This is a genomic window from Sphingomonas rubra (assembly GCF_900115745.1).
GTDB lineage: Bacteria > Pseudomonadota > Alphaproteobacteria > Sphingomonadales > Sphingomonadaceae > Sphingomonas > Sphingomonas rubra.
In genome coordinates, this window is the sequence record NZ_FOXP01000001.1 from 212,828 (window position 1) to 230,854 (window position 18,027).

At 70.6% G+C, this 18,027-nt stretch carries 17 protein-coding genes; 8 read left to right on the forward strand and 9 right to left on the reverse strand.

From position 1 onward, the window contains the following. Positions 1 to 86 precede the first annotated feature (86 nt). Positions 87 to 1,112, forward strand: a complete 1,026-nt coding sequence (locus tag BM145_RS01070) for an aspartate-semialdehyde dehydrogenase (protein WP_093330181.1) — start codon at positions 87 to 89, stop codon at positions 1,110 to 1,112. Between the two features lie 115 nt (positions 1,113 to 1,227). Here the strand turns inward: BM145_RS01070 and BM145_RS01075 are convergent, their stop codons facing one another. Beyond that, positions 1,228 to 1,689, reverse strand: a complete 462-nt coding sequence (locus BM145_RS01075) for an NfeD family protein (RefSeq protein ID WP_093330182.1) — start codon at positions 1,687 to 1,689, stop codon at positions 1,228 to 1,230. Positions 1,690 to 1,699: 10 nt separating this feature from the next. Beyond that, complete coding sequence (locus BM145_RS01080; RefSeq protein WP_093330184.1) at positions 1,700 to 2,671, reverse strand: SPFH domain-containing protein; 972 nt, start codon at positions 2,669 to 2,671, stop codon at positions 1,700 to 1,702. A gap of 218 nt (positions 2,672 to 2,889) precedes the next feature. On the opposite strand from BM145_RS01080, the gene guaB reads away from it, so the two are divergent. The 3 genes from guaB (at position 2,890) to BM145_RS01095 (ending at position 6,187) form a co-directional block, all read left to right on the forward strand. Beyond that, a complete protein-coding gene (gene guaB, locus BM145_RS01085) occupies positions 2,890 to 4,347 on the forward strand; it encodes an IMP dehydrogenase (RefSeq protein WP_093330186.1) in 1,458 nt (485 codons plus the stop codon). 120 nt (positions 4,348 to 4,467) lie between these two features. Then, positions 4,468 to 5,655, forward strand: a complete 1,188-nt coding sequence (locus BM145_RS01090) for an RsmB/NOP family class I SAM-dependent RNA methyltransferase (protein ID WP_093330188.1) — start codon at positions 4,468 to 4,470, stop codon at positions 5,653 to 5,655. A 31-nt stretch (positions 5,656 to 5,686) separates the two neighbouring features. Beyond that, positions 5,687 to 6,187, forward strand: coding sequence for a hypothetical protein (locus tag BM145_RS01095; protein ID WP_093330190.1), 501 nt, complete (start codon positions 5,687 to 5,689; stop codon positions 6,185 to 6,187). Positions 6,188 to 6,382: 195 nt separating this feature from the next. On the opposite strand, the gene rsmA is transcribed toward BM145_RS01095, so the two are convergent. Genes rsmA through BM145_RS01115 form a run of 4 tightly spaced genes read right to left on the reverse strand, consistent with a single transcriptional unit; the run spans position 6,383 to position 11,879 of the window. Next, positions 6,383 to 7,213, reverse strand: a complete 831-nt coding sequence (rsmA, locus tag BM145_RS01100; RefSeq protein ID WP_093330193.1) for a 16S rRNA (adenine(1518)-N(6)/adenine(1519)-N(6))-dimethyltransferase RsmA — start codon at positions 7,211 to 7,213, stop codon at positions 6,383 to 6,385. Beyond that, positions 7,210 to 8,214, reverse strand: a complete 1,005-nt coding sequence (pdxA, locus tag BM145_RS01105; protein ID WP_093330196.1) for a 4-hydroxythreonine-4-phosphate dehydrogenase PdxA — start codon at positions 8,212 to 8,214, stop codon at positions 7,210 to 7,212. Before pdxA ends, rsmA begins: the two co-directional genes overlap by 4 nt. A 7-nt stretch (positions 8,215 to 8,221) precedes the next feature. Further along, positions 8,222 to 9,610 carry a peptidylprolyl isomerase gene (locus tag BM145_RS01110; RefSeq protein WP_093330198.1) on the reverse strand — a complete coding sequence of 463 codons (1,389 nt, stop codon included), beginning with the start codon at positions 9,608 to 9,610 and terminating at the stop codon, positions 8,222 to 8,224. A gap of 40 nt (positions 9,611 to 9,650) precedes the next feature. After that, the gene (locus BM145_RS01115) at positions 9,651 to 11,879 is read right to left on the reverse strand and encodes an LPS-assembly protein LptD (RefSeq protein WP_093330199.1); all 2,229 of its coding nucleotides are present in this window, start codon (positions 11,877 to 11,879) and stop codon (positions 9,651 to 9,653) included. Positions 11,880 to 12,033: 154 nt separating this feature from the next. Here BM145_RS01115 and BM145_RS01120 point away from each other — a divergent pair, with 154 nt between their 5' ends. The 4 genes from BM145_RS01120 (at position 12,034) to BM145_RS01135 (ending at position 15,154) form a co-directional block, all read left to right on the forward strand. After that, complete coding sequence (locus BM145_RS01120; RefSeq protein WP_093330201.1) at positions 12,034 to 13,503, forward strand: leucyl aminopeptidase; 1,470 nt, start codon at positions 12,034 to 12,036, stop codon at positions 13,501 to 13,503. A gap of 195 nt (positions 13,504 to 13,698) precedes the next feature. Continuing rightward, positions 13,699 to 14,139 (forward strand): DNA polymerase III subunit chi, encoded by a 441-nt coding sequence (locus tag BM145_RS01125; protein ID WP_093330203.1) that lies wholly within the window; start codon positions 13,699 to 13,701, stop codon positions 14,137 to 14,139. Between the two features lie 74 nt (positions 14,140 to 14,213). Further along, positions 14,214 to 14,636 (forward strand): nucleoside-diphosphate kinase, encoded by a 423-nt coding sequence (gene ndk / locus BM145_RS01130; protein WP_093330206.1) that lies wholly within the window; start codon positions 14,214 to 14,216, stop codon positions 14,634 to 14,636. Then, the gene (locus BM145_RS01135; RefSeq protein WP_177200041.1) at positions 14,636 to 15,154 is read left to right on the forward strand and encodes a GNAT family N-acetyltransferase; all 519 of its coding nucleotides are present in this window, start codon (positions 14,636 to 14,638) and stop codon (positions 15,152 to 15,154) included. Before ndk ends, BM145_RS01135 begins: the two co-directional genes overlap by 1 nt. 150 nt (positions 15,155 to 15,304) lie before the next feature. On the opposite strand, the gene BM145_RS01140 is transcribed toward BM145_RS01135, so the two are convergent. The 3 genes from BM145_RS01140 to purM all read right to left on the reverse strand — a co-directional run bounded on the left by BM145_RS01140 (position 15,305) and on the right by purM (position 17,997). Continuing rightward, positions 15,305 to 15,889, reverse strand: coding sequence for a hypothetical protein (locus BM145_RS01140; protein WP_093330212.1), 585 nt, complete (start codon positions 15,887 to 15,889; stop codon positions 15,305 to 15,307). Then, a complete protein-coding gene (purN, locus tag BM145_RS16280; protein WP_425441070.1) occupies positions 15,886 to 16,680 on the reverse strand; it encodes a phosphoribosylglycinamide formyltransferase in 795 nt (264 codons plus the stop codon). Before purN ends, BM145_RS01140 begins: the two co-directional genes overlap by 4 nt. Positions 16,681 to 16,887: 207 nt before the next feature. Next, entirely contained in the window at positions 16,888 to 17,997 is a 1,110-nt protein-coding gene (gene purM / locus BM145_RS01150; RefSeq protein ID WP_093330216.1) for a phosphoribosylformylglycinamidine cyclo-ligase, read from the reverse strand. Between the last annotated feature and the right edge of the window lie 30 nt (positions 17,998 to 18,027).

Below are 18,027 nucleotides of genomic sequence, written 5' to 3' on the forward strand. Positions count from 1 at the left end.
CCCGGGGTCCACCCTTCGGCAAGAGCTCGGCCTGAGGGTGTGCGGCACGGTGGATGCCGGGACGAGCCCGGCATGACGGAGGTATTATGGGTTACAGGATCGTCGTCGCAGGCGCGTCGGGCAATGTCGGGCGCGAGATGGTCAACATCCTGGCCGAGCGCGAGTTTCCCGCCGACGAGATCGCGGTGCTCGCCTCGTCGCGCAGCCAGGGTGACGAGATCGAGTATGGCGACACCGGCCGCATGCTAAAGATCCAGAACATCGAGCATTTCGACCCGGCCGGCTGGGACATGGCGCTGTTCGCGATCGGCAGCGAGGCGACGCGCGTCTACGCGCCCAAATTCGCCGCTGCCGGCTGCACGGTGATCGACAATTCGTCGCTCTACCGCATGGACCCGGACGTGCCGCTGATCGTGCCGGAGGTGAACGCCGCCGCGATCGACGGGTACAAGGCGCGCAACATCATCGCCAACCCCAATTGCTCCACCGCGCAGATGGTGGTCGCGCTGAAGCCCCTGCACGATGCGGCGAAGATCACGCGCGTGGTGGTCGCGACCTACCAGTCGGTGTCGGGCGCGGGCAAGGTCGGCATGGACGAGCTGTTCGAGCAGAGCCGCAACATCTTCGTCGGCGATCCCGCCGAGGCGAAGAAGTTTACCAAGCAGATCGCCTTCAACGTCATCCCGCACATCGACAGCTTCCTGGACGACGGATCGACCAAGGAAGAGTGGAAGATGGTGGTCGAGACCAAGAAGATTCTCGATCCCAAGATCAAGGTCCACGCCACCTGCGTGCGCGTGCCGGTGTTCGTCGGCCATTCCGAGGCGCTGAACATCGAGTTCGAGAACGAGATCTCCGCCGAGGAGGCGCAGAACATCCTGCGCGAGGCGCCGGGCATCATGCTGATCGATAAGCGCGAGGACGGCGGCTACATCACGCCGATCGAGGCGGCGGGCGACGACGCCACCTATGTCAGCCGCGTGCGCGAGGACCCGACGGTGGAGAATGGCTTGGCGCTGTGGTGCGTCAGCGACAATCTGCGCAAGGGCGCGGCGCTGAACGCGGTGCAGATCGCCGAGCTGCTCGGTCGGCGGCATCTGAAGAAGGACTGAAAACCCGTCATGCCGGGCCCTTCGGCGAAGCTCAGGAGAGCCTCGTCCCGGCATCCAGGGTCGCGAGCGGCAGCGCTGCTTGGTCCTGGACCCCGGGGCGAGCCCGAGGTGACGGTCAGGTGCTGGGAAGGGTGATTGCCTCCACCTCCACCACGCCGTCCTTCACCGCGACGATCCGTGCGCTGGCGCCCACCGGCAGGTCCGGCCCGGTCGCCGGCCAGGTGCCGTCGCCGACCACCACCCGGCCGCGCCCGTGCTCGATCGCCACCGCCACCGTCACCCGCTCGCCGATCAGACGCGAGGCGCGGTCGTTGAGATGCGCGTCGCCACCCTCCACCGGATAGTCGGCGTACCAGCGGCGGCCGACGAGCACCGCGACCACGCTCCACGCCGCGAACGAGGCGAGTTGCGCGGTGAGCGGCAGTTCGGGAAGCGCGAAGGAGGCGAGCCCCGTCACCGCGGCGGCGATGGCGAGGAAGATCAGGAACACGCCGGGGACGAGCAGTTCGGCGATGCCGAGCAGCAGCGCGGCGAGCAGCCACCCGCCTCCGGCACCGCCGATCGCGTCGAGACTCACGGCGCCTTCCTCACTTCTGGGGCAGTTCGAACGGCCCGCGCTTGGGCGTCGCGGGTGCCTCGGCCTTGGCGGTCTGCTCGCCCAGCGCGGCCTTGGCGAGTTCGCCGATGCCGCCCAGCGTGCCGATCAGGTTGGTTGCCTCCACCGGGAACAGGATGGTCTTGGCGTTGGGGCTGGTCGCGAACTTGCTGACCGCCTCGACGTATTTCTGCGCGATGAAATAATTGATCGCCTGGGTGCCGCCGGTCTCGATCGCGTCGGAGACGACCTGCGTCGCCTTGGCCTCCGCCTCGGCGGCGCGCTCGCGGGCCTCCGAGTCGCGGAAGGCGGATTCGCGGCGGCCCTCGGCCTCCAGGATGCGCGCCTGTTTCTGGCCCTCGGCGCGCAGGATCTCGGAGGCGCGGGTGCCCTCCGCCTCCAGGATGTTGGCGCGCTTCTCGCGCTCGGCCTTCATCTGCCGGCCCATGGCGGTGACGATGTCGGCGGGCGGGCGGATGTCCTTGATCTCGACGCGGGTGATCTTGACGCCCCAGGGCACGGTGGCGTGGGCGACCACCGAGAGCAGGCGCGCGTTGATCTCGTCCCGCTTCGACAAGGTCTCGTCGAGGTCCATCGATCCCATCACCGTGCGGAGATTCGTGGTCGTCAGCTGGAGGAGCGCGACGTAGAGGTCCGACACCTCGTAGGCGGCCTTGGCGGCATCGAGCACCTGGAAGAAGACGACCCCATCGGTCGAGACGATGGCATTGTCCTTGGTGATGATCTCCTGCCCCGGAATGTCGATCACCTGCTCCATCATGTTCACGCGCCGGCCGACGCGGTAGAAGAAGGCGGGGTAGAAGTTGAAACCGGGCGCGGCGGTCGTCGTGTATCGGCCGAAATGCTCGATCGTGTACTGGTAACCCTGGCGCACGATCTTGATGCTGGTGAACAGGTAGAACAGTACCAGCACGAGCGCCGCGGCGACGATGGTCAGGCCCATGGTTTCCCCCGATGGTCGTTGTGGAGGGGAGCGTAGCACGGAGGTGGCGGGCGAACAGCCATCATCGTCATGCCGGGCTGATCCCGGCATCCAGAGCCGCAAGATGGAACACTGCTGGGCTCTGGACCCCGGGACGAGCCCGGGGTGACGTGAGGGACTGGCGTCGTTCCGTCCTCGCGGTTACATGGCGCGCCACCCCTCACAGGAACGGCATTTCCATGGACATCCGCCTCGGCCTCACCTTCGACGACGTGCTGCTGGTGCCGGCTGCCTCCGAGGTGCTGCCGTCGATGGCGGACACGCGCACGCGGGTGACGCGCGACATCGCGCTGACCATCCCCGTCATGTCGGCGGCGATGGACACGGTGACCGAAGGGCAGATGGCGATCGCCATGGCGCAGCTGGGGGGCATGGGCGTGCTCCACCGCAACCTCACGATTGAGGAACAGTGCGACGCCGTCCGTCAGGTGAAGCGGTTCGAGAGCGGCATGGTGGTCAACCCGATCACCATCGCGCCGTCCGCGACGCTGGCCGAGGCGCGCGCGCTGATGACGCGGCACCGGATCAGCGGCATCCCGGTGGTGGAGGACGGCGGCCGCCTCGTCGGCATCCTCACCAACCGCGACGTGCGCTTCGCCGAGAACCCGGCCCAGCCGGTCAGCGAGCTGATGACGCGCGACAATCTCGTCACCGTCGGCACCGGCGTCGGTTCCGACGAGGCGCGGCGCCTGCTCCACCAGCGGCGGATCGAGAAGCTGCTCGTCGTCGACGACCGCTACGCGTGCGTGGGCCTCATCACCGTCAAGGACATCGAGAAGGCGGTGACCTATCCGAACGCGACCAAGGACGCCGCCGGCCGCCTGCGCGTCGCCGCCGCGACCACGGTGGGCGACAAGGGATACGACCGGACCGAGCAGTTGGTCGATGCCGGGGTCGACCTGGTCATCATCGATACCGCGCACGGCCACAACCGCGAGGTCGCCGTCGCGGTCGAGCGGGTCAAGAAGCTGTCCAACTCCGTCCAAGTCGTCGCCGGCAACGTCGCCACCGCCGACGCGACCGCTGCGCTGATCGACGCGGGTGCGGACGGGATCAAGGTCGGGATCGGGCCCGGATCGATCTGCACCACCCGCGTCGTCGCCGGCGTTGGCGTGCCGCAGCTGACCGCGGTGATGGACTGCGCCGAAGTCGGCTTGAAGGCGGGCGTGCCGGTGATCGCCGATGGCGGCCTGCGCACCTCCGGCGACCTCGCCAAGGCGCTGGCGGCGGGTGCGTCGGTGTGCATGGTCGGATCGCTGCTGGCGGGCACGGAGGAGGCGCCGGGCGAGACGTTCCTGTATCAGGGGCGTTCGTACAAGTCGTATCGCGGCATGGGCTCGGTCGGCGCCATGGCGAAGGGCTCGGCCGACCGTTATTTCCAGCAGGACATCAAGGATCAGCTGAAGCTGGTGCCCGAGGGGATCGAGGGGCAGGTCGCCTATAAGGGCCCGGCGCGCGAGGTGATTCACCAACTCGTTGGCGGGATCAAGGCGGCGATGGGCTACACCGGCGCGCACGATCTGGCCGAATTGCGCGAGCGGGGGCAGTTCGTGCGGATCACCGGCGCCGGGTTGAAGGAGAGCCACGTCCACGACGTGACGATCACCCGCGAAGCGCCGAACTATCCGACGCGGTGATGCCTGGAACCACGTCGCCATACCGGGCTCGTCCCGGTGTCCAAGGCCAAGCGTCGCCGTTCGTGGCCCTGGGTGCCGGGACGGGCCCGGCATGACGGTTCATCACCCTGGGAAGCGCCGATGACGCCCGCTGCGCGCACGCAGGCGGCGATCGAGCTGGTCGACGCGATCGTCGCCGCCGCGCGGGAAGGCGGGGCGGCGGCGGATACGCTGATCGCGCGATACTTCGCCAACCGGCGCTACGCGGGCTCGAAGGACCGGCGCGCGGTGCGGGAACTGGTCTACGCGGCGATCCGCGCCGCGGGCGAGATACCGGCGAGCGGCCGCGCCGCCGTGCTGACGCTCGCCGACGGAGACGCGGCGCTCGCCGCGACCTTCGACGGCGGCGCGCACGGCCCTGCACCGATCGCACCCGGCGAGCCGAGGGCGTCGCGCGGGGTCGCGCCGGCGTGGCTGGAGCAGGCGCTGGTCGCCTCCGGCCTCGCCGCCACGGAACTGCCGACGCTGGTCGATCGCGCGCCGCTCGACTGCCGCGTCAATCACCTCAAGGCGACGCGCGACGAGGTGCTCGCCGCCATTCCGGACGCGGCCTCGATCGCCGCGACCCCGGACGGCGTCCGCTTGCCGAGCGGCACCGCGGTCGAAGCGCTACCGGCCTTTCGCGACGGCTGGGTCGAGGTGCAGGACGCCGGCAGCCAGATCGTCGGCCGGGCGCTACCCGCCGATCCAGGCGCCCGCATCGTCGATCTCTGCGCCGGCGCGGGCGGCAAGACGCTGGCGCTCGCCGCACGGATGGAGGGGAAAGGCGCGCTGCTCGCCTGCGACACCGATCGCGGACGGCTGTCGCGGCTCGGCCCGCGCGCCGAGCGGGCGGGTGTGGCCAACATCGAGACGCGGCTGCTCGATCCGAAACGCGAGCTGGACGCGCTCACCGACTGGATCGGCGAGGCGGACGGCGTGCTGGTCGACGCGCCGTGCTCCGGCACGGGCACGTGGCGGCGCAACCCGGAGGCGCGCTGGCGACTGACGCCCGCCCGGCTGGAGCGGTTCGCGGCGACGCAGGCGCACGTGCTCGACCTGGGCGCCACGCTGGTGCGGCCGGGCGGCGACCTCGTCTATATCGTCTGCTCGCTGCTCGATGCGGAAGGGGCAGCGCAGGTCGACGCGTTCCTGCTGCGGCATCCCGGCTGGCGGGCCGTGCCGCTAGACCTACCGGCCGGGCGGCCACGTGGAAAGGGTGTGAGGCTCGATCCCGCCCACGATGCGACCGACGGCTTTTTCGTCGCGCGGCTGGTGGCGCCGTGCTAGTCGACGGGCCGTGTTCCGACCGGAGTATATCATGCGTCTCGCCTCGCTCGCCCTCGCCTCCGCGCTCGCGACCGTCAGCCTGACGGCGTCGCTGCACGGGCAGCGGCCGGACGACCAGATCGATCCGCGCTCGCTGCAGTTGCTGGCGCAGGGGCGCGCGCTCAAGGCGGCGGGTAATCTCGACGGTGCCACCGACGTGCTGGAGACGGCGGCGGCGGTCGATCCGCGCAACCGCGGCGCGTTCACGACGCTGGCCGAGGTGGCCGAGCTGCGTGGGCTGCCGGGCAAGGCGATCCGCCTCTACCGCGAGGCGCTGCTGCTGGAGCCCAACGACCGCGGCGCGCTGGCCGGCCAGGGCGAAGCGCTGGTCGCCAAGGGCGCGATGGCGCAGGCGCGCGAGAACCTCGCCCGGCTGAAGACGCTGTGCAAGGGGGCGTGTCCGGAAGCGACGACGCTGGCGGGCACCATCGCCAAGGGGCCGCCGGTGACGACCGCGCAGGTCGCGGCGCCGGCCAAGACGGCGCAGGAGTAAACATTCTTCGTTCCCAGTCGGAGTCGGTCGGTATTTCCTTACTGCGGCAAGTACCCCGGCGAAGGCCGGGGCCCAGTTGCGCAGAGCCATGAGGTGACGACGTCGCGCTCGCCACGGTCGTCCTCCAACTGGGGCCCGGCCTTCGCCGGGGCACGATGCTATCTATTATGAGATAGATTTCGGCAGCCTGTCGACTCAGCCGTCCAGCACCCGCGCCAGTGCGACGAACTCGTCCACCGACACCGTTTCGGCCCGTCGCGTCGGGTCGATCCCCACCGCGTCCATCGCCGCGTCCGCGCCCGTCACGCCCTTTAAGCTTTGCCGCAGCATCTTGCGGCGCTGGCCGAAGGCGGCGGCGGTGAGGCGTTCGAGCGTGGCGAGCCGGACACCCGCGGGCGCCTCCGTCGGCACGAGGTGGACCACCGCCGACATCACCTTGGGCGGCGGCGTGAAGGCGGAACGGTGGACGGGCATCGCGATCCGCGCGGTGGAGCGCCACTGCGCCAGCACCGCCAGCCGTCCATAGGCACCCGTGCCGGGCGCGGCGACGATGCGGTCGGCGACCTCGCGCTGGAACATCAGCGTGCAGGATCGCCACCACGGCCGCCACTCGGCCGACAGCCAGCCGACGGTCAGCGCCGTGCCGACATTGTAGGGCAGGTTGGAGACGATGTGCGGCGCGCCCTGTAACAGTGTCGGCGCATCGATCGCGAGCGCGTCGCCCTCGATCACCCGCAGCCGGTCGGGATAGGCGTCGCCCAGCTCGGCGAGCGCGGGGATGCAGCGGCGGTCGCGCTCGATCGCGGTGACGCGCGCGCCCGCGGCGAGCAGCGCGCGGGTGAGGCCGCCGGGACCGGGCCCGACCTCCAGCACCTCCGCGTCGGCCAGGTCACCGGGCACCGCGGCGATGCGCGCGAGCAGCTGACCGTCGAACAGGAAATTCTGGCCCAGCGCCTTGGACGCCTGCAAGCCGTGACGCGCGATCACGTCGCGTAACGGGGGCAGCACCGGCGGCAGGTCGGTCATGCCGCGGCGGCGGCGCGGCGCTCGGCGGCCTCGCCCGCCATGGCGATCGCGGCGATCATCGCGCCCGGCTCCGCCTGGTCGTGCCCGGCGATGGCGAAGGCGGTGCCGTGATCGGGCGAGGTGCGGACGATCGGCAGGCCCAGCGTCATGTTGACCCCCTCGTCGAAGAACAGCGTCTTGATCGGCACCAACGCCTGGTCATGATAGGCGCACAGTGCCGCGTCGTAGCGCGCCCGCGCGCGTGGGTGGAACAGCGTGTCGGCGGAGAAGGGGCCGGCGATGTCGATCCCCTCGTCGCGGAGCAGCGCGACGGCAGGCTCCATCACCTCGATCTCCTCGCGTCCGATCGCGCCGCTCTCTCCCGCGTGCGGGTTGAGGCCGGCGAGGACGAGGCGAGGGCGCTCGATCCCGAAATTGCGGTGCAGCCCGCGCGCAGTGGCGCGCGCCTTGGCGACGATCAGCTCGACCGTCAGCAGCCGCGGCACGTCAGCCAGCGGCACGTGCGTCGTCATCGGCACGACGCGCAGGGAGGGGCCGGCGAGCATCATCACCGCGTTCTCGCCGGCGATGCCGCACCGCTCCGCGACGAACTCGGTCTGGCCCGGATAGGTGAAGCCGATCGCGTAGAGCTGCGCCTTGGACACCGGCCCCGTCACCAGCGCGCGCGCCGCCCCCTCGCGGACCAGCCCCACCGCCAGTTCCAGCGACTGGAGCGCACATCGCGCCCCTTCTGTATCGGGCGTTCCCGGCACGATCTCGCCGGCGTCCTCGACGCTCAGCACCGGCAGCGCGTCGGCGAAGGCGGCGGCGGTCTCGCGCACGTCGCGGATCACCGCCACCGGGCCGTCCCACACGCGGCTGACCGAGCGCGCGTCGCCGACCGCGAAGAACGGCGGCAACGCGCGCGAGCCTCGCGCGGCCCAGGCCTTGGCAACGATCTCCGGACCTATCCCCGCCGGATCGCCCAGCGACACCGCCAGCAGGGGCAGGGAAAACGGCATCACGGGCTCAGCGATACTCGACCACCGCGTCGCGACGCAGGTCGCGCAGCTTCTGCTGGGCGCGCAGGTTGACGCGCTGCTGCTGAAGCTGGTTCTCCACCTGATCGGTGGTCGGCAGCTGCCCCGACTTCGGATCGTCGCGGCCGCACAGCACCAGCGCGCGGACGCCTGAATCGGGCGAGCCAAAGGGCGGCGTCGCCTGACCGACCTGGAGCTGGCCAACGATCTCGGCGAGCGGCCCCGGCAAATCGCGGATGCGCACGGTATCGTTGTCGACCACGTCGGCGCCCAGGCCGGCAGCGACCTTCTCCACCGTGCCGCAGCCCTGGATGCCCTTCACCGCCTCGCCGAACGCGGCGGCGCGGATGTTGGCCTGCGCCTGCGTGGTGCCGGCGGGGAAGCGCAGCGTCAGCTGCTTCAGGCTGAGCCGCGCGTCGCGCGGATCGGCGGTCAGCACCTGGCGCTTGTCGGTGAGGTACAGGATGGAGAAGCCGCCCGACACCGCGATTGGCCCAGCCACCTGCCCGACCTGCATCTGCTGCGCCGCCTCCGCCAGTTCCCCCGGCAGCTGCGCTGCCCGCACCCAGCCGAGGTCGCCGTCGACGCCGCGGGTCGGCGAATCGGAATATTGCCGCGCGAAGAAGCCGAAGGGTTGCTGGCCCTTCTGCAACTCGCCGATGATGCGGCGCGCTTCGGCGACCACCTGTCCCTGCGTCGCGTCGTTCGCCGACAGATAGATCTCGCGCAGGTTGAACTCCTCGGTTCCCTTGGCTGCCTCCAGCCGGTCGAGGATCGCCTTCACCTCGGTGTCGCCGATGTTGACGAAGGGTTCGACGCGCCGGCGCAGGTAACGCTGCCAGGCGAGTTCGCCCTCGATCTGGCGGCGCAGCGACCGCTCCGACGATCCCGACTCGCGCAGGTACGCCGCCATTTGCGCGGGCGATCGGTTGAATTGCTGGGCGACGCGGTTGTAGCTGGCGTTGATCTCGCCCGGCGTGATCGTGATGTCGGCGGTCTTCGCCTCCTGGATCTGCAGCGTCTCGTCGATCAGCTGGCGCAGCACCTGGAGCTTCAGCCGGTCGCGGTCGGCGTCGCTGATCTTCTGCCCGCCGTTCGCCGCGAGGATCAGCGCGACGCGCTGGTCGACGTCGGTGCCGGTCAGCACGGTATCGTTGACGATCGCGGTCGGCTTGCGGACGTTGGGGTCGAGCTTGCCGAAGATCTGGAGGTTGTCGGGCAGGTCCAGCCCGCCGCTATCCGGCACGGCGCGGTCCTCCACCGTCTGCGCGATCCCCGCCGCGACGGGGGCGACACCCGCCGCCGCGAGCGACAGGAGACCGGCAACAGTTCGAAGGTGCTTCACGTATCGGCAATCCCATGACGCGGTGGAAGGCATGCAGGTGCCCGGAGCTACCCCCCGGCAGCTGAACCCGCGCTTAGCGCCCGAGGTTCTTGAACGCCAGCGACAAGAGGAAGTTGTTGCCCTGCCGCGCGTCGCCGATCTGGCGATAGTCGCGCCGCCAAGTCAGCCCCAGGCGAAGGCAGTCGTCCTCATACTGCACGCCCAGCCGGTGGCGGATCGGATCGAAACCGTCGGCGACCGACAACGGGTCCTCGGCCCGGTTGGTGAGGTCGACGACGGTGGAGCCGTACAGCGACCAGAAGCGGGCAAAGGCGACGCGGCCGGCGAGGCGGATCTCCTCGCGGTCGCGCAGATCCTCGACCAGGTCGATGTCGCGGTTGAGCTTCAGATAGCCGATCAACGCATAGGTGCTGCGCGATCCCACCGTGGCGTCGATCTCGTTGCGGCGGATCTGGAAGCTGTCCTTGTCGAGCCGGTAGCGGTGGACCACCGACACGAAGTCGCGGAAACGCAGCTCGGTCCGGCCGACATAATCGGAGAAGCGGTCGGTCAGCCCGGTGCCTTCCGGGAAAATGCCCGGCCGGTCGTCCAGGCGATAGCTCTGGCCGATCACCGCGTTGAGCGCGATCCCCGGCAGGTCGAGCGCCCATTCGGCACCGTAGGTCGCGCGCGATGAATCCTCGAACCGGTCGTAGCCGGAGAAGCGGTTAAGCGCGAACAGGTTGGTGTCGTCCAGGTCGATCGAGCGTGAATCCTCGTTGGGGATCGACAGGTTCTTGATCCGCGGCGCCGCGACCAGCTGCAACCGCGGGGTCAGCCGCTGCGTGCCGCCGAAGATGCCGCCGATCAGCGGCCAGCGCAGCTCCGCCGCCAGCGCGCCGATCGCCCGACCCTGGAACCCCTCGTCGCCGCGATAGCTCGCCACCGCGGTCGCCAGCGTGTCGTTGGTATTGTACACATCGCCGCGCGCGAAGGCGGTGAGGAGCAGCTCCTGCCCCCAGCTGGTGACGCGGCGCAGGTCCCAGCGCGCGCTGGCGAAGGCGCGCTGCGTGTCCTGCCCGTCGCGCCGCGACAGCGCCAGCGAGTTGAGCTGCACCTCCAGCCGGTCGCCGATGCCGAGCAGGTCGGCGACCCGGCGACGATAATCGATCTCGGGCAGGGCGATCGGCTGCATGCCCTGCCGGTCGTTGACGCGCAGCGTCTGCACCGCCCAGCCGGTGATCGCGAAATAGCTGTTCGCGTCGATCCGCTGGAGCTGCGCGGTGTTGCGCAGCCGGTCGTCGCGCGAAATGTCGTAGCGGCGCAGGAAGGTGCGGTCGGTGGTGACCCTGAGCGAGCCGCTGGCGCTCCATTCCGGCGTGAACTGGTAGCGCGCGATCCCGTCCAGGTAGCCGCGCAGCGCCCGGCTGGTGTCGGTCGGGTCCAGCGTGTTGAGGTCGTCCGACCGCCGACTCTCCGTCAGGTAGCCGCGCACGCGAAAGGCGCCGCGCGTGCCGAGTTGCTCGTACTGAGCCTCCGCCATCGGCAGCACGCTGGAATAGACGTGCGGCGTCAGCGTCAGCCCGCGATTGGGCGCGAGCCGCATATAGTAGGGCAGCGCAAATTCGAGCCCGTTGACCCGGCTGTACTGGATGTTCGGGCTGAGGAAGCCTGAATCGCTCGATCCGCCGACCGGGTGGGAGAAGCGCGGCAGCGGCAGCGTCGGCAGGCCGAAGAGGTTGAGGCGCGCCCCGTCGTAATAGACGCGTCCGCGCTCCGGCCGGTAGGTCACCTTGACCGCGGTGATCTTCCAGGTCGGCTCCTTGGGGCAGCCCTCCGCATCGGCGACGGCACACGGCGTGTAGGCGGCGCGGTCAAGCGTCACCGTGCCGTCGGGCAAGCGCGTGCCGCGATCGGCGGCCAGGCGACCGCCCTGTTCCAGCACCACCAGCATATTGTCGACCACGCCGTCCTTCAGCGTATCGGTCAGTTCGATTCGGTCGCCGTACGCCACGTCGCCTTGCGGGTTGGTGACGGCGATATCGCCGGTGGCGACGACCTTGCCGGTCTTGCGGTTCCACTCGACCTTGTCGGCGCGCAGCCGCTCGCCCTCGCGGAACATCCGCACGTCGGTGGTGGCGGTGACGATGTCGGCGTCGCTGTCATATTCCAGCGCGCCGGCGCTGAACCGGATCTGCCCGTCGGCGGGGGGCGCGGCGGGGGCGGCGGGGGGAGCGACCGGACGATCGGCCAGCTCTTGCGCCGCGGCGGGCGCGGCGACCGACAGCAGGGCGCATCCGGCGAGCAGGCGGCAACGCGACACGATGATGCTTCAACCCTTTGCGTCTCGCACGCCGCTTGCCCAGCGGTCGCGCCTTCGATCCCCCGCGCCTATCGCAGCCGGGCTGCGGGAGCAACGGCGCTTGGCGCTCGGTCCCGGCATCCCTAGATGAACCGATCCACAGCAAAGGCGTATCATGCACATCTCCTTCGTCCCCGCCGCAGACGACGCGGCCATCCTGATCCTGCCGGTGGAGAAGGACGGCCTCCCCGGCCTGCGCTGGTCGGACCTCGGCGAGGGCGCGCAGGCGATCGGCACCGCCGCGGCGGACGCGGCGCGCTTCGCGGGTGAGGCCGGGTCGCTGGTCGAGTTGTTCCTGCCCGCCGCCACCGGCACCCGCCGCGTGCTGCTGGTCGGGGTCGGCGCGGGCACGGAGGCGGACTGGACCAAGGCGGGCGGCGCGGTCACCGCCAAGCTGCTCACCTCCGGCGCGACGGAGGCGACCGCCGACCTGTCCGGCGTGGCCGCGACCCCGGCCGCCGCCGCGCGCTTCGCCGCCGCCGCCGTGCAGCGCGCGTGGCGCCACGACGTGTACCGCACCAAGCTGGCCGACACCGCCAAGCCGACCTTCGCCGCGCTGGCGATCGCGGGCGCGCCGGACGGCGCGGAGGCGGCCTGGGCGACGCAGAAGGCGGTGACAGAAGGGCTGGCGCTGACCCGCACGCTGGTCGCCGAGCCCGCCAACATCCTCTACCCCGAGAGTTTCGTGGAGCGCGTCCGCGCCGACGTGGACGGCCTGGGGCTGGAGATCACCGTCCTTGACGAGAACGAGATGCGCGAACTCGGCATGGGATCGCTGCTCGCCGTCAGCCTGGGCTCGGCGCGCGAGGCGCGGCTGCTGGCGCTGCGCTGGCAGGGCGCGGGCGAAGGCGATCCCGCCCTGGCGCTGGTCGGCAAGGGCGTGACCTTCGATACCGGCGGCATCTCGATCAAGCCCGCGGCCGGCATGGAAGACATGAAGTGGGACATGGGCGGCGCTGGCGCCGTCGTCGGCACGATGAAGGCTCTCGCCGGTCGCAAGGCGAAGGCCAACGTCGTCGGCGTGGTGGGCCTCGTCGAGAACATGCCCGACGGCATGGCGACGCGGCCGGGCGACATCGTAACCTCCATGTCCGGCCAGACGATCGAGGTGCTCAACACCGATGCCGAGGGGCGGCTGGTGCTCGCCGACGCGATCACCTGGACGCAGAAGACGTTCCGCCCGGGGACGATCGTCGATCTCGCCACGCTGACCGGCGCGATGATCGTCGCGCTGGGCAACGAGCATGGCGGCCTGTTCTCGAACGACGACGGCCTGGCCGACCAGCTGCTGGCGGCCGGCCTCGCCTCCGACGACAAGTTGTGGCGCTTCCCGCTGTCGGAGACGTACAACAAGCTGATCGATTCGCCGATCGCCGACATGAAGAATGTCGGTCCGCGCGGCGCCGGATCGATCACCGCGGCGCAGTTCCTGCAGCGCTTCGTCGACGACGGCGTGCGCTGGGCGCATCTCGACGTCGCCGGCATGGTCTGGTCCGACAAGGCCGCGGCGACCTACGACAAGGGCGCGACCGGGTACGGCGTCAAGCTGCTCGACCGCTTCGTCGCGGACAATTTCGAGCGGTAGGACGCGAGTGACTGTTACCCCGGCCTTGTGCCGGGGTCGAGGGCCAAGCAGCGGCATCGGTCTTGGCTCTGGATGCCGGGACGAGGCTCTCCTGAGCTTCGCCGAAGGGCCCGGCATGACGGTGTTGCATCGTTCGAAGCCAAGATCTCCGACCACTCGCAGTGACGGTTGGAGGCGAAGGGGAGGGGAGCAGTAATGCAGGTCGACTTCTACCACCTGACCGCCACCCCGCTCGACCGCGCGCTGCCGCAGATTGCCGAGAAGGTGGTGGCCTCCGGCGCCCGCCTGCTGATCGTCAGCGCCGGCGAGGCGCAGCGCGCCACGCTCGACCGGCTGCTCTGGGCCTACGCGCCCGAAAGCTTCCTGCCCCACGCGCAGGCCGGTGCCGGCGACGATGCCTCGCAGCCCATCCTGATCGCGGGCGAGGTCACGGCCGCCAACGCCGCCCGCCACGTCGCGCTGGTCGACGGCGCGTGGCGCGACGAGGCGCTGGGCTTCGACCGCGCCTTCCACTTCTTCGACGACGAGGCGATCCCGGCGGCGCGGCTCGCCTGGAAGGGGCTGGGGGGACAGGACGGCGTCGAGCGCCGCTACTGGAAACAGAACGACGCCGGCCGCTGGGAGCAAGTGGCGTAGTTGCCATCCGACGACGCCGCCTCTAGGGGCGGCGCGACTTCCAACCCCTTCAGAAACAGGAGCCCGTGACCGTCATGGCCGCGACCCGTACCTTCTCGATCATCAAGCCCGACGCGACGCGCCGCAACCTGACCGGCGCCGTCACCAAGATGCTGGAGGATGCGGGGCTCCGCGTCGTCGCCTCCAAGCGCATCCAGATGACGCGCGAGCAGGCCGAGGGCTTCTACGCCGTCCACCGGGAGCGGCCCTTCTTCGGCGAGCTGGTCGATTTCATGATCTCCGGCCCGGTCGTCGTCCAGGTGCTGGAAGGCGAGAACGCCATGCAGCGCAACCGCGACGTGATGGGCGCGACCAACCCGGCCAATGCCGGGCCGGGCACGATCCGCAAGGAACTGGCCGAGTCGATCGAGGCCAACACCGTCCACGGCTCGGATTCCGACGAGAACGCCGCGACCGAGATCGCGTATTTCTTCAAGCCGGAAGAGATCGTCGGCTGATGCAGTTCCGCCTGCGACGGGCAGGGCAGGGCGACGCCCCTGCGGCCTCGCTCGTCGCGGGCGCGACTTTCTTCCAGACTTTCGCCGGCATCCTGGCCGGCGCCGACATCATAGCGCATGTCGCGATCAAGAGCAGCGTCGCCACCTTCGCCGCCTGGATCGCCGATCCGGCTAGTGTCGTGACCCTCGCCGAGCATCCCGACGGCGACGCGCCGATCGGCTACACCGTCCTTACCACCCCCGACGCGGTCGGCACCACTGGACCGGGCGACGTCGAGCTTCGCCGCATCTACACCCTGTCGCTCGCCCGCGGGACCGGCCTCGGCGCCGCGTTGATGGCGCGGGCGATCGACGACGCGCGTGCCCTGGGCGCGCGCCGCCTCGTGCTCGGCGTTTACGCGGGCAACCACGTCGCGCGCGCCTTCTACGAGCGACAGGGTTTCGCCGTCACCGAGAAGCGCCGCTTCAAGGTGGGCGCCACCTGGCACGACGACCGCGTCTACGCGCGGCCGATCTGAGCGGGGTTCAGGGCGGACACCCTGACAACCCGTCACCCCGGACTTGATCCGGGGTCCATGGTTCCGCACACACGCGGGCCGTTGCTCTCGCGGTGGGATCGACCCCGGATCAAGTCCGGGGTGACGAGGAAGGAGAGGACCCGTCCAGCCCTACGCCCCCGGCTTCTCCCGCGCCCAGATCGCGTCCAGCCGCGCCTGACCACCACCGCGCTCGCGCAGGCGCAGGCCCTCCAGGCTCAGCGTCCGTCCGCGCAGCATCCGCCCCTCGGTCCGCCAGATCACGTCGTAGATGCCGGTCGCCGTCCGCGCCGCGTCGCCGTCCCAGTAACGCACTGTCAGCAGCACCGGCAGCCGTCCGGTCCGCGCGTCGGCGCCGCCGTCGGTCAGCTTGAGCAGCGGCGCGGCGATCCAGTCCGCGTCGATCGCCGTCTCCGCCGGCCGCTGCGTCGCCACGCCGAGCGCGCGGGGGAAGGCGACGGTCAGCTCCGACAGGTCGTGCCGTTCGTCGGTCAGCGCCAGCGCGGTGCCGCCGTCCTCCACCGCCGCCTTCAGGTCGACGCGCGACCGGTCGCGCGCGCTGTTCGCCGTCTCCGCTTGGCGGGCGGCCTCGTCCGCGCGGCGGTCCGACCAGCCGAGATAGAGCGTCAGCGCGGCGATCAGCACGCCCGCCACCGCCACCAGCTCGGCCAGCGTGATCCAGCGCCGGCGCGTCGCCTGCTCCGCCGTCTCCTTCACCGGCCGCCCGCCTCCAGCAGCCCGGCGGGCGCGACGAGTTCCCAGCCGCGTGCGACCCGGTCCTCGACCGCCGGCCAGTCGACCTCGCCACCGAGCGCCACGTCGGCCCATCCATCGTCGTCCCGCACGCGCAGCACGTCGCCCTCCACGGCGGCGAAACGCTCGCCCGCCACGAAGAAGCCGTCGGCTCGCTCCTCGGCCTCGGGCAATTGCAGCGCCACGGCGCGCACATGGTCGAGTGGGGTCATCACGAACTCCGCTAAAATCCGGGGGTACAACGCGTGTTCGGCGACCAGGACCCGCGCGGCGAGCGTGTCGGCCGTGTCGCCGGGCTGGACGGCGACGCGCGCCTGGCCGAGCACCGTGCCGCCGTCCAGCTCCTCGGTGACGAGGTGGACCGAGCAGCCGCCGTGCCCGTCGCCCGCCGCGATCGCGCGCGCGTGCGTGTCGAGCCCCTTGTAGAGCGGCAGCAGCGACGGGTGGATGTTGACGATCCGGCCCCGCCACCGGGCGACGAACGCGTCCGACAGCAGCCGCATGTAGCCGGCGAGTGCGATCACCTCCACGCCCGCATCGCGCAGCGCCGCGTCGAGCGCGTCTTCGTAGGCGGCCTTGCCGATCCCCTTGGGCGACAGCGCGAACGTCGCCAGCCCATGCTCCCGCGCCCAGGCGAGCCCGGCGGCGTCCGGCTTGTCGGAGGCGACGAGTGCTACGGTGTAGCCACGCGCCTGCTCGACCAGCGCCATCATGTTCGACCCGCGGCCGGACAAGAGAATGCCGACCTTCCTCAAACGCCGTCGCCCCGGCCTTGAGTGACACCGGGGAACGTCGCGGCGTTTGCACCTTGTTTCGTCATGCCGGGCTCGTCCCGGCATCCAGAGCCACGAACGGCGCGCTGCTTGATCCTGGATGCCGGGACGAGCCCGGCATGACGGTGCTTAGCGAATACCTCGACCAAGGTCGCTGTGACGATGGGAAAAGACGGCGGCTGCCTCACGTCACCCCTCATGCGTCGCCGACCAGTCGTCACGCGCGCTCCACGTCTCCGCCGAGCCGCGCACCGTGCAGCCGCGTGACCCCTTCTCGATCGCGCCGATCCGGAACACCGTCTCGCCAGCCGCCGCCAGCGCCGCCGCCACCGCGTCCGCCTCGTCGGCGGCGACCACCACCGCCATGCCGATGCCGCAGTTGAACGTCCGCGCCAGCTCCTCCGGCTCGATCCGCCCCTGCGCCTGGAGAAACGCCATCAGCCGCGGCAGCGGCCACTCGTCGGCGTCGATCACCGCGTGCGCGTCGTCCGGCAGCACGCGCGGAATGTTCTCCAGCAGGCCGCCGCCGGTGATGTGCGCCAACCCCTTGATCCGCCCCTCGCGCAAGCTCGGCAGCAGGCTGGCGACGTAGATGCGCGTCGGCGCCATCAGCGCGTCGATCAGCAGCCGGTCCTGGTCGAACAGCGCCGGCCGGTCGAGCTTCCATCCCTTGTCGGCGGCGAGCCGGCGGACCAGGCTGAACCCGTTGGAGTGCACGCCCGACGAGGCGAGCCCCAGGATCACGTCGCCCGCGCCGATCCCGCGCCCGGTCAGCAGCCGATCGCGCTCCACCGCGCCGACGCAGAAGCCCGCCAGGTCATAGTCGCCCTCCGCGTACATCCCCGGCATCTCCGCCGTCTCGCCGCCGATCAGCGCGCAGCCCGCCTGGCGGCAACCTTCGGCGATCGAGGCGATCACCCGCTCGGCCACGCCCTCGTCCAGCCGGCCGCTGGCGTAATAGTCGAGGAAGAACAGCGGCTCGGCACCCTGGACGATCAGGTCGTTGACGCACATCGCGACCAGGTCGACGCCGACGCCCTCGTGCCGGTCCCACTCGATCGCCAGTTTCAGCTTGGTGCCGACGCCGTCGTTGGCGGCGACCAGCAGCGGATCGACGAAGCCGGCCGCCTTCAGGTCGAACAGCCCGCCGAACCCGCCCAGGTCGGCGTCCGCCCCCGGACGCCTGGTCGCGCGGGCGAGCGGTGCGATGGCGCGGACCAGCGCGTTGCCCGCGGCGATCGAGACACCCGCATCGGCATAGGTGTAGGAGGCATCGGCGGAGGGCGTCTCGTCGGTCATACCCGCCGCCTAGCCATATCGCGCTTGGAT

What these genes read in the sequence shown, in the direction of transcription:
- BM145_RS01070 (WP_093330181.1), top strand. Translation starts at nt 87, where the DNA reads ATGGGTTACAGGATCGTCGTCGCAGGCGCGTCGGGCAATGTCGGGCGC.
- BM145_RS01080 (WP_093330184.1), bottom strand. Translation starts at nt 2,671, where the DNA reads ATGGGCCTGACCATCGTCGCCGCGGCGCTCGTGCTGGTACTGTTCTAC.
- guaB (WP_093330186.1), top strand. Translation starts at nt 2,890, where the DNA reads ATGGACATCCGCCTCGGCCTCACCTTCGACGACGTGCTGCTGGTGCCG.
- BM145_RS01090 (WP_093330188.1), top strand. Translation starts at nt 4,468, where the DNA reads ATGACGCCCGCTGCGCGCACGCAGGCGGCGATCGAGCTGGTCGACGCG.
- BM145_RS01095 (WP_093330190.1), top strand. Translation starts at nt 5,687, where the DNA reads ATGCGTCTCGCCTCGCTCGCCCTCGCCTCCGCGCTCGCGACCGTCAGC.
- rsmA (WP_093330193.1), bottom strand. Translation starts at nt 7,213, where the DNA reads ATGACCGACCTGCCGCCGGTGCTGCCCCCGTTACGCGACGTGATCGCG.
- pdxA (WP_093330196.1), bottom strand. Translation starts at nt 8,214, where the DNA reads ATGCCGTTTTCCCTGCCCCTGCTGGCGGTGTCGCTGGGCGATCCGGCG.
- BM145_RS01110 (WP_093330198.1), bottom strand. Translation starts at nt 9,610, where the DNA reads ATGCCTTCCACCGCGTCATGGGATTGCCGATACGTGAAGCACCTTCGA.
- BM145_RS01120 (WP_093330201.1), top strand. Translation starts at nt 12,034, where the DNA reads ATGCACATCTCCTTCGTCCCCGCCGCAGACGACGCGGCCATCCTGATC.
- BM145_RS01125 (WP_093330203.1), top strand. Translation starts at nt 13,699, where the DNA reads ATGCAGGTCGACTTCTACCACCTGACCGCCACCCCGCTCGACCGCGCG.
- ndk (WP_093330206.1), top strand. Translation starts at nt 14,214, where the DNA reads ATGGCCGCGACCCGTACCTTCTCGATCATCAAGCCCGACGCGACGCGC.
- BM145_RS01135 (WP_177200041.1), top strand. Translation starts at nt 14,636, where the DNA reads ATGCAGTTCCGCCTGCGACGGGCAGGGCAGGGCGACGCCCCTGCGGCC.
- purM (WP_093330216.1), bottom strand. Translation starts at nt 17,997, where the DNA reads ATGACCGACGAGACGCCCTCCGCCGATGCCTCCTACACCTATGCCGAT.